The 9,091-nt window shown below is 66.5% G+C and carries 7 protein-coding genes and 1 pseudogene; 4 read left to right on the forward strand and 4 right to left on the reverse strand.

Features of this window, described 5'->3' with window-relative positions; genetic code table 11:
• On the forward strand, window positions 1–601 hold a 601-nt coding region (locus SE92_RS15510), incomplete at its 5' end, for a uracil-DNA glycosylase (RefSeq protein WP_063921216.1).
• Between the two features lie 124 nt (window positions 602–725).
• On the opposite strand, the gene SE92_RS15515 is transcribed toward SE92_RS15510, so the two are convergent.
• The 4 genes from SE92_RS15515 to SE92_RS15530 form a co-directional block, all read right to left on the reverse strand.
• Complete coding sequence (locus tag SE92_RS15515; RefSeq protein ID WP_063196549.1) at window positions 726–2,234, reverse strand: glycosyltransferase family 39 protein; 1,509 nt, start codon at window positions 2,232–2,234, stop codon at window positions 726–728.
• Between the two features lie 155 nt (window positions 2,235–2,389).
• Complete coding sequence (rnhB, locus tag SE92_RS15520) at window positions 2,390–3,232, reverse strand: ribonuclease HII (protein ID WP_063203553.1); 843 nt, start codon at window positions 3,230–3,232, stop codon at window positions 2,390–2,392.
• 74 nt (window positions 3,233–3,306) lie between these two features.
• Complete coding sequence (locus SE92_RS15525) at window positions 3,307–3,762, reverse strand: VOC family protein (RefSeq protein WP_063196550.1); 456 nt, start codon at window positions 3,760–3,762, stop codon at window positions 3,307–3,309.
• A 22-nt stretch (window positions 3,763–3,784) separates the two neighbouring features.
• Window positions 3,785–4,951 (reverse strand): PA0069 family radical SAM protein, encoded by a 1,167-nt coding sequence (locus tag SE92_RS15530; RefSeq protein ID WP_063196551.1) that lies wholly within the window; start codon window positions 4,949–4,951, stop codon window positions 3,785–3,787.
• 210 nt (window positions 4,952–5,161) lie between these two features.
• Here SE92_RS15530 and SE92_RS15535 point away from each other — a divergent pair, with 210 nt between their 5' ends.
• From SE92_RS15535 to SE92_RS15545, 3 genes and pseudogenes are all read left to right on the forward strand, one after another.
• On the forward strand, window positions 5,162–7,576 hold the full coding sequence (locus SE92_RS15535) for a phosphoketolase family protein (RefSeq protein ID WP_063203554.1): 2,415 nt from the start codon (window positions 5,162–5,164) through the stop codon (window positions 7,574–7,576).
• Between the two features lie 2 nt (window positions 7,577–7,578).
• Window positions 7,579–8,769 (forward strand): acetate/propionate family kinase, encoded by a 1,191-nt coding sequence (locus SE92_RS15540; RefSeq protein ID WP_063196552.1) that lies wholly within the window; start codon window positions 7,579–7,581, stop codon window positions 8,767–8,769.
• Between the two features lie 82 nt (window positions 8,770–8,851).
• A pseudogene (locus tag SE92_RS15545) lies at window positions 8,852–9,091 on the forward strand (hypothetical protein); the annotation flags it as partial.

Raw genomic sequence — 9,091 nt, forward strand, 5'->3', positions numbered from 1 at the left:
GATCGCATCGGCACGCGAGGCCGCGCGCACCGCGCCGACGCTGGAGGCGCTACGCGAGCTCATGCAAAGCTTCGAGGGCTGCGCGCTGAAACACACCGCGACGCGGCTGGTGTTCGCCGACGGTAATCCGCAGGCGCGCATCATGTTCGTCGGCGAGGCGCCGGGCCGTGACGAGGACATCGAGGGCCTGCCCTTTGTCGGGCGCAGCGGCAAGCTGCTCGACCTGATGATCGGCGCGATCGGGCTCAACCGCAGCACCGCCTACATCGCCAACGTGATTCCCTGGCGGCCGCCCGGCAACCGCACGCCGACGCCGCAGGAGACGCAGATCTGCCTGCCCTTCATTCAGCGCCAGATCGAGCTGGTGAATCCCGACGTGCTGGTGACGCTCGGCAATCCCTCGACGCAGACGCTGCTGGGAACGCGCGAGGGCATCATGCGCACGCGCGGGCGCTGGTTCGACTACGACGCCGGCGGGCGCACCATCCGCGCGCTGCCGACGTTCCATCCGGCCTATCTGCTCCGCTCGCCGTCGTACAAGCGGCTGGCCTGGCAGGATTTGCGGGCGATCGCGAAGGTGCTGGAGCAAGGCGCGACGTAGCTACACATGCCATGTCATTCCGGGGCTCGCGAAGCGAGAGCCCGGAATCCATCGAGCGACAGAGTTGGTGGGTGAATGGATTCCGGGCTCGCGGCTTTGCCGCGCCCCGGAATGACGACCGTGGCTACGTCCCCTTCGGCCGCACGATGGCCCAGCCGATACGCAACAATTGCTGCCGACCCGTCACCAGCCATTCGAAGGCGCGCGGCACTTCCGGCACGATGCCGGGAAAGCGCTTGAGGATATCGGGTGGTGGCGTGCCGGCGGTATCGGCGGCGCGCCAGACCACGACGCCGCCGGTCTCGCTGAACTTGGCCTGATTGATCCACGGCGTGCGCGCAGGGTCGGCGTCGATGAACAGATGCGGCCGGCCGGAATGCAGCGTGATCAGGCTCGCCAGCTGCGTCTCGCCGGCAACGGCGCGCAGGCGATGGTTGGTGCGGCGGGCGAAGCTCTCATCGAAGAAGTCCGAGATCGCGCGTGCCGGCATCGAGGTCGCGATCTCGTTGGTCCCTGTCCAGGGCATGAACAGGACGGCGAGCACGACGCCCAGGGCCGGCGCCACGACGGCGGCGGCCCACACCATGCGCAGCATGCGCGCGCGGCGCATGGCAATGAGATCTCCGGACGCGACGACCACGGCAAGCCCGGACATGACCAGCACGACGCCGGCGCCACCGACGACGGAGTCGAGCCCGAGCAGGCCGGAGATCAGCACGGCGCCCAGCACTGGGGCGAGCGCGAAGAAATACACGAAGTTGCGCGCGAGCGGCGCGACCGGCGGCCGGAAGATGATCGGCGGCTCCTCGCCCTTGATGGCGAACAGGCCGGTGTTGAGGAAGGTCAGCGCCGGGATCGCGGCGGCCCCGAGCACGAGGCCGCCGAGCAGCCAGGCCGCATGCAGCGCGCGGGTACTGAGCTCCGCGACCTGCGGCAGGGCCGGCATCGCAAGCGTCTCGGCCCGCATCAGCCAGACCGCATAGGGCAGCGCCAGAACGGCGACGACGATCAGCGCAAACAGCGGATCTAGCGTGCGCAGGGTCCGGCGGCCGCCGGCGGTCGAGACCGCGAACACGACGAGCAGCAACAGCAGGAAGATCGCCGCGGGCGTCGTCAGCAGCAGCAGGCCTGCCTCGATCGACCAGGCGAACCAGGCGTTGCCGCGACGCTGGCCGATGATCTGCCAGGAGTGCAGCAGCAGCAGCGCCCAGAGCGGCCGGGCCAGCACGAGGGGGCCGAAGTCGAGCGCTGACGACGAGAAGGCGAGCACCGTCATGGTCAAGAGCACGGCGAGCACGGCCTGTTGCGAGCCGACCACGGCGCGGGACAGATGATAGAGCGCGATGAAGGTCGCGATCTCGCAGAGCTGGGCCAGCACATAGACGCCGAACATGTGGCCGCCGGCGGCGCGATAGGCGATGTCGGCGAGCCAGACCGGCAAGGGCGGCCCGAGATCGGTACCGACCTGGTATTCGCGTCCGAAAGCCAGCAGCGTCGCCAGCGTGCCGGGCGGGCTGCGGTAGAACACCAGCGCCACGAACAGCCACATCAAAGCCTGCAGCAGCACGGCGATCCACACGATCAGCCGCGGCCGGGCGCGAATGAGCTCGATGACCAGGGAGGTAAACCGCATGCAACGTCCGAAAGATGCAGCCAACCCGTCCAGCCGGCCCTATTCGCTCACATCTGTTTTGATAAAGGGCGTCACGCGTCGTGGCAACGACCGTCTGCTCGTCATGCCCGGGCTTGTCCCGGCCATGACGGAGCCGAACTGCGGGGGGCTGACCCTTAGAGCCCTGCCGACGCGTCGATCTCGACGGACGCTTCCACCTGCACCTCAGTCACTGCAAACAGATCCTGCACCGGCTCGACGGTCCAGGGCATGTGCTTGGCGCGCGCCGCGGCGACGGGGGCGAAGAAGCGGCGGTGGTGGATGGTGGGGCCGAGGCGGTTCAGCGCCTCGAGGTGCTCGGGGACGCCGTAGCCCTTGTGCTGCTCGAAGCCGTAGCCGGGGCAGTCCTGCGCCAGCGCGCACATCAGGCGGTCGCGCGTCACCTTGGCGATGATGGAGGCCGCAGCGATCGACAGCACGAGACCGTCGCCGCCGATCACGGCCTCGCAATCGCATTCCGTGTCGAGCCGGTCGCGGCCGTCGACGAAAACGTGGCGGGGCTGCTCGGGCAGCGCCACCACGGCGCGCTTCAGCGCCCACAACGACGCACGCAAGATGTTGTCGCGGTCGATTCGCGAGGGCGAGGCGACGGCAACGGAGACCTGCGCGGTCGCACAGATCTTGTCGAACAGTCTTTCGCGCTCCTCAGCCGTCAGGCGCTTGGAATCATCGATGCCGCGCGGGATGCGGTCGGGATCGAGGATCACGGCAGCGGCCACCACCGGACCGGCCAGCGGCCCGCGGCCCGCCTCGTCGCAGCCGGCAACCGGCCAGACGCCGCGCTTGATCAGCGCGCGCTCGCGGCGGAAGCTCGGCGGCGCAATGGCGATGATGCCCTTCTTCCCGGCGGCCGCGCCCGTTGGTTTGGGTGCAGCCGCTTTACCTGCCTTGGCCGGCGCAGCCTTCTTCGCTGCGCCCTTCTTTGCCGCGACTTTGGCTGGCTTCTTGTCCCGAATCATGGCCGGGATGGTGCGCAACCGCCCCGGCCTGCGCAACCGGGAACCCCCGACAATTCCCGTTATTCAGGCGAGCCCTACTCCGCCAGATGCACCCGTCGGTCGTCCCCGACCTCGATGCCTGGCGCGACCACAACCTCCCAGGGATGGCCATCGGGGTCGGCGAAATAGCCGGAATAGCCGCCGTAATCGGTCTCGTGCGCCGCCTTCAGCAGTTTTGCGCCCTTGCCGAGCGCGAAGGCCAGCACCGCATCGACTTCCTCACGTGTCCGGCAGTTCCAGGCGAGGGTCATTCCGCGGAAGGCCGCAGGCCTGGGACCGTCAGGCAGCTTCGCATCGGCGGCGAGCTGATCCCACGGAAACAGCGCGAGCACCGGACCGCCGGTATCGTAGAACGCCACCGCCTCGCCGGTTGCCTTCAGCCGGCGCGAGAAGCCGAGTGCGTCGTAAAAGGCGATGCTGGCGCGGATGTCGCCGACGCCGAGCGTGATGACGGTGAGCCGGGGCAACGGGGGCCGAACGTCCTTACTCATACGACACCTCTTCCACTTACGCTCAGAACAGGCTGAGCTGATCGCCGTTCCGCTTCGGCCGCGCAAAGTGATCCGTCGTCAGCTTGGAGCGCCGCTTGTTCAGCCCGAGCCGCTCGCAGGCGATCTCGAAACGGCGGCCGATGGTCCAGGCCATCGGTCCCGTGCCCTTCATCCGCTCGCCCCATTTGGCGTCGTAGTCGCGGCCGCCGCGCATGTCGCGGATCAGCGTGAAGACGTGGCGATAGCGGTCCGGGTAGTTCGCCATCAGCCATTCTCGGAAGAGATCGCGCACTTCCAGCGGCAGCCGCAGCAGCACATAGGAGGCTTCCTTGACGCCGGCATGGGCGGCGGCGTCCAAAATGCGCTCGATCTCGGCATCGTTCAGCGCGGGGATCACGGGCGCGACCATCACGGTGGTGGGAATGCCGGCGTCCGAGAGCTGCTTCAGCGCCTCCAGCCGCTTCGGCGGCGTCGAGGCCCGCGGCTCCATGGCGCGCGCCAGCTTCGGATCGAGCGAGGTGACGGAGATCCCGACCTTGGCGAGGTTGCGCTTGGCCATTCGCGCGAGAATGTCGATGTCGCGCACCACCAGCGCCGACTTGGTGACGATGCCGACGGGATGGCCGGCACGCTCCAGCACTTCCAGGATGCCGCGCATGATTTTGCGCTCGCGCTCGATCGGCTGGTAGGGATCGGTGTTGGTGCCGATCGCGATCATCCGCGGCTCGTAGCCGGTCGCGGCGAGCTCTTTCTCCAGCAGCGCCGGCGCATCGGGCTTCACGAACAGTTTCGACTCGAAGTCGAGCCCAGGCGACAGGCCGAGATAGGCGTGGGTCGGCCGTGCGAAACAATAGACGCAGCCGTGCTCGCAGCCGCGATAGGGATTGATCGAGCGATCGAAGCCGATATCGGGGGAGTCGTTGCGGGTGATCACCTTGCGCGAGGTATCGACCCCCACACTGGTCTTGAACGGCGGCAGCTCTTCCAGGCTCTGCCAGCCGTCGTCGAAGGCGACGCGCGCCTCGGCCTCGTAGCGGCCGCTGGCATTGGACTGGGCGCCCCGCCCTCGCCGGCGCGCACGATCGATGGCGACGCCGAGTTCCGGAAAGTCAGAGTCCACACCCGCCGGCTCGGAGGGCGCCTTGACCGGCGGGTGCTTGAGAGCATGAGAGGATGCTGCTGGACTCATGCAGCCAAGATAGCACGCAAACGGAACAAATCAAGAACACAAACAAAAAATGGGAAAACAACCCCATGCACAGTAGCCGCCCAAATTTCGGGCTCGGCCGTTTGACCTCACGCAACATGCCCGTCGCAATGATTTCGTTTGATGCCGGTCAGGGATCGATCACCGCGGAACAATGTTGGTGACGATCGCCGGGTGAAGGTCAGCAGGAACATGACAAATCAACAACAATCGGCCTCAGCGAGCAACGACCTTGATCTCCTCGATCGCTACTGGCGCGCCGCGAACTACCTCTCCGTCGGGCAAATCTATTTGCTCGACAATCCGCTGCTGCGAGAACCCTTGCGTCCCGAGCACATCAAGCCCCGTTTGCTCGGCCATTGGGGCACGACGCCCGGCCTGAACTTCATCTATGCCCATCTCAACCGCGTGATCCGCGCACTCGATGTCAGCGTGCTCTATGTCTGCGGCCCCGGCCATGGCGGCCCGGGCATGGTCGCCAACACCTATCTGGAAGGCAGCTACAGCGAGATCTATCCGGACATCGCGCGCGATGCGGACGGATTGCGCAAGCTGTTCCGGCAGTTCTCGTTCCCCGGCGGCATTCCGAGCCACGCGGCGCCGGAAACCCCGGGCTCGATCCACGAAGGCGGGGAGCTCGGCTACGCGCTGGTGCATGCCTATGGCGCGGCGCTGGACAATCCCGATCTGATCGTCGCCTGCGTGGTCGGCGACGGCGAAGCCGAGACCGGGCCGTTAGCTGCGTCCTGGCACTCCAACAAGTTCCTGAACCCCGCCCATGACGGTGCGGTGCTGCCGATCCTGCATCTCAACGGCTACAAGATCGCCAATCCGACCGTGCTCGGCCGGATGCCGGACAGCGAGATCCGCGATCTCTTCCGCGGGCTGGGCCACGAGCCGCTGTTCGTCGAGGGTGATAATCCCAAATTGATGCACCAGGCCATGGCGGACGCGCTCGACGTCGCGTTCGCCAGCATCCGCTCGATCCAGCAGCACGCCCGCGACGGCCGCAAGGCGGTCGAACGGCCGCGCTGGCCGATGATCGTGCTGCGCAGCCCGAAGGGCTGGACCGGCCCGAAGGAGGTCGACGGCAAGAAGGTCGAGGGTTTTTGGCGCGCGCATCAGGTCCCTGTCGCAGGCTGCCGCGAGAACCCGGCGCATCTCAAAGTGCTCGAAGACTGGATGCGCAGCTACGAGCCCGAAAAACTGTTCGACGCGAGCGGCGCGCTCATCCCGGAGCTTCAGGCGCTCGCGCCCGGCGGTAACAGGCGCATGGGCGCCAATCCACATGCCAATGGCGGGCTGCTCAAGAAAGAGCTGAAGCTGCCGGACTTCCGCAGCTTCGCCGTCGACGTGCCGCGGCCCGGCGGCGTCGTGGCCGAAGCGACGCGCGAACTCGGCAAATTTTTGCGCGATGTCATCCGCCTCAACGCGGGGGAACGCAACTTCCGCATCATGGGCCCGGACGAGACCGCGTCAAACCGTCTGGACGCGGTGTTCGAGGAGACCGAGCGGGTCTGGATGGAGCCGATCGAACCTTACGACGTGCATCTGGCGCAGGACGGCCGCGTCATGGAGGTGCTGAGCGAGCATCTCTGCCAGGGCTGGCTCGAAGGCTATCTGCTCACCGGCCGGCACGGCTTCTTCTCCTGCTACGAGGCGTTCATCCACATCGTCGATTCCATGTTCAACCAGCACGCCAAATGGTTGAAGGTCACGCGCGAGCTGCCGTGGCGGCGCCCGATCGCCTCGCTCAACTATCTCCTGACCTCGCATGTCTGGCGGCAGGACCATAACGGCTTCAGCCATCAGGACCCCGGCTTCGTCGATCTCGTCGCCAACAAGAAGGCCGACATCGTCCGCATCTACTTCCCCCCGGATGCCAACACGCTGCTGTGGATCGCCGACCACTGCCTGCGCACCTACAACCGCATCAACGTCATCGTCGCCGGCAAGCAGCCGGCGCCGCAATGGCTCTCGATGCAGGACGCGGCCACGCATTGCGATGCCGGCATCGGCATCTGGAGCTGGGCCGGAACGGAGAAGGCCGGCGACGAACCTGATGTCGTGATGGCCTGCGCCGGCGACGTGCCGACGCTGGAGACGCTCGCCGCCGTCGATCTGCTGCGCAAGGCGCTGCCGGACCTGAAGATCCGCGTCGTCAACGTCGTCGATCTCATGACGCTGCAGCCGCAGGACCAGCATCCGCACGGGTTGTCCGACCGCGATTTCGACAGCCTGTTCACGACGGACAAGCCCGTGATCTTCGCCTATCACGGCTATCCCTATCTGATCCATCGCCTGACCTATAACCGCACCAACCATTCCGGCATGCATGTGCGCGGCTTTGCCGAGGAAGGCACCACGACGACGCCGTTCGACATGGTCGTGCTCAACGAGCTCGACCGCTATCACCTCTCGATCGAGGCGATCGAACGCGTGCCCGGGCTTGCAGCCAAAGCCGCGCAGGCCAAGCAGCAATTCCGCGACAAGCTGATCGAGCATTCGCACTATGTGAGGGAGCACGGCGAGGACATGCCCGAGATCCTGGGCTGGGTCTGGCCCAACAGCTCCGGCGGCAACACGCCGACCGAGGCCGGCGACTAGCCATGCCGGACACGGTCCTCGTCCTCAATTCGGGATCGTCGAGCATCAAGTTCGGCCTGTTCGAGATATCGGCGGGCGACCCCAACTTGCTTTGCAAGGGCCTGCTCGACGAGCACGAGGCAAGACCCCGGCTCGTGGTGAAGAGTCCCGCGGGTGAAGATTTGTTCGAGACACGAAGAGACGCGGCCGATGCCGACGGCGGCCATCTGTTCGCCGACGTGCTCGCCTTCATCGAGGACCGGTTCGGCGAGCACAGCCTGAGCGCAGCCGGCCATCGCATCGTTCACGGCGGGCCGGATCATTCGGGCCCGGCCGTTGTGACGGACGAGGTCGTCGCGAAGCTCGAAGCATTGACCCCACTGGCACCGCTGCACCAGCCGCGGAGCCTCGTGCCAATTCGCGCGCTTGCGGCGATCCGGCCTGCGCTGACGCAGATCGCCTGCTTCGACACCGCCTTCCATCACAGCATGCTGCCGCCCGCGAGCCGCTTTGCGATTCCGAGGCGGTATGAGGAGCGCGGCGTCCGACGCTACGGCTTTCACGGCCTCTCGTTCGAATATGTCGCCGGCCGCCTCGCCGAGATCGCGCCGCAGCTCGTCGCCAAACGCACCGTCATCGCGCATCTCGGCAACGGCGCCAGCCTCTGCGCGCTCCGCGACGGCCGCAGCGTCGACACCACGATGGGATTGACGCCGCTTGACGGTCTCGTGATGGGCACACGCTCAGGCACGATCGATCCCGGCGTGCTGCTCTATCTGCAACAGCACGAGAAGATGTCAGCCGAGGAAATCCAGCACCTGCTCTATCACGAGTCCGGCCTCCTCGGCGTCTCCGGCCTCTCCGCCGACATGCGCACGCTGCTGGCGAGCGGCGAGATCGCGGCGCAAGAGGCGGTCGATCTCTTCACTTTCCGCGCGGCGCAAGAGATCGCGATGATGGCGGCGACGCTCGAAGGACTGGATTGCCTGGTCTTCACCGGCGGCATCGGCGAGCATGCCAAGGAAGTCCGCAGCGCGATCGGCGCGCGGCTCGGCTGGCTCGGCGTGCGGATCGATGCGGCTGCGAATGAGGCGGCGCGCGAGCGGATCAGCGGCGGCGATAGCGCTGTCGATGTGCGCGTCATTCCAACCAATGAAGAGCTGACGATCGCGCGCCATTGCGCCGCCGTGATCCGCGGGCGCCACCTCACGTGACATTTTTATGAATGATCTGCCGCAACGAGGCCGTCAGAGTCTCGTGGCATAGAGACCGCATTATTCATCGAGCGGACAGATCATGAAGACCCACATCATCGAAGAGCTCGGACAAGGCGACATCCTGCTGCCCGTCTTGGTGGCGGAAGGGCTCGCAGCCAACGACCGCATCAAGGTGCGGATGAGCGCATTGCAGGCGGCTGCCCAGCGTGCACAGGAGCCCGACCGGCTCGTCAACGTCCTCAGCCTCGAAAGCCAGACGGCCGGCATCGCCCCCGCCGGGATCGCAGCACTCATCGGCGGCGCTCACCTGATCGGACGG

The organism is Bradyrhizobium sp. AT1 (assembly GCF_001590795.1).
Taxonomy (GTDB): Bacteria; Pseudomonadota; Alphaproteobacteria; order Rhizobiales; family Xanthobacteraceae; genus Bradyrhizobium.